The sequence below is a fragment of the Dellaglioa sp. CoH-57-MRSF-18 genome (assembly GCF_056781995.1).
In genome coordinates this window covers 1-333 of the sequence record NZ_JBXAXX010000156.1, presented here as the reverse complement: position 1 = coordinate 333, position 333 = coordinate 1, and the positions used below count along the sequence as shown (strand labels likewise).

General features: G+C 55.6%; 1 protein-coding gene. It reads right to left on the bottom strand.

Features of this window, described 5'->3' with window-relative positions:
• The coding region (locus AC1RPG_RS08535; protein WP_481762558.1) for a hypothetical protein at positions 1-333 on the bottom strand (333 nt) is incomplete at both ends.

Below are 333 nucleotides of genomic sequence, written 5' to 3'. Positions count from 1 at the left end.
TAGGACGTGTTTGCGCGGTCAGTAGTCGATCGACGGGCCACGTACAGCATGGTCACAGGGTCGAGTGTGAATGAGCCATCGCGCAGCTGGTTCACGAACGATTGTGGCATCGAATCCAGATACCGCTGCGTGTATTCCGAAGCCGCGTGCAGGAACTGCTGCGTAGCCTGACTCGTTACCACTTCGACCTGTGGGTCGATACAGAAGAACGGCGATGGCAGAACGTTGCAGGACAACGCATCATGGATCAGCGTGTCCATGAACTGACGCGAACGCGGATCGAACACCATAGACCCACAGAAGAAGCCGTCCACAAGGTAAGCTGTACTAATC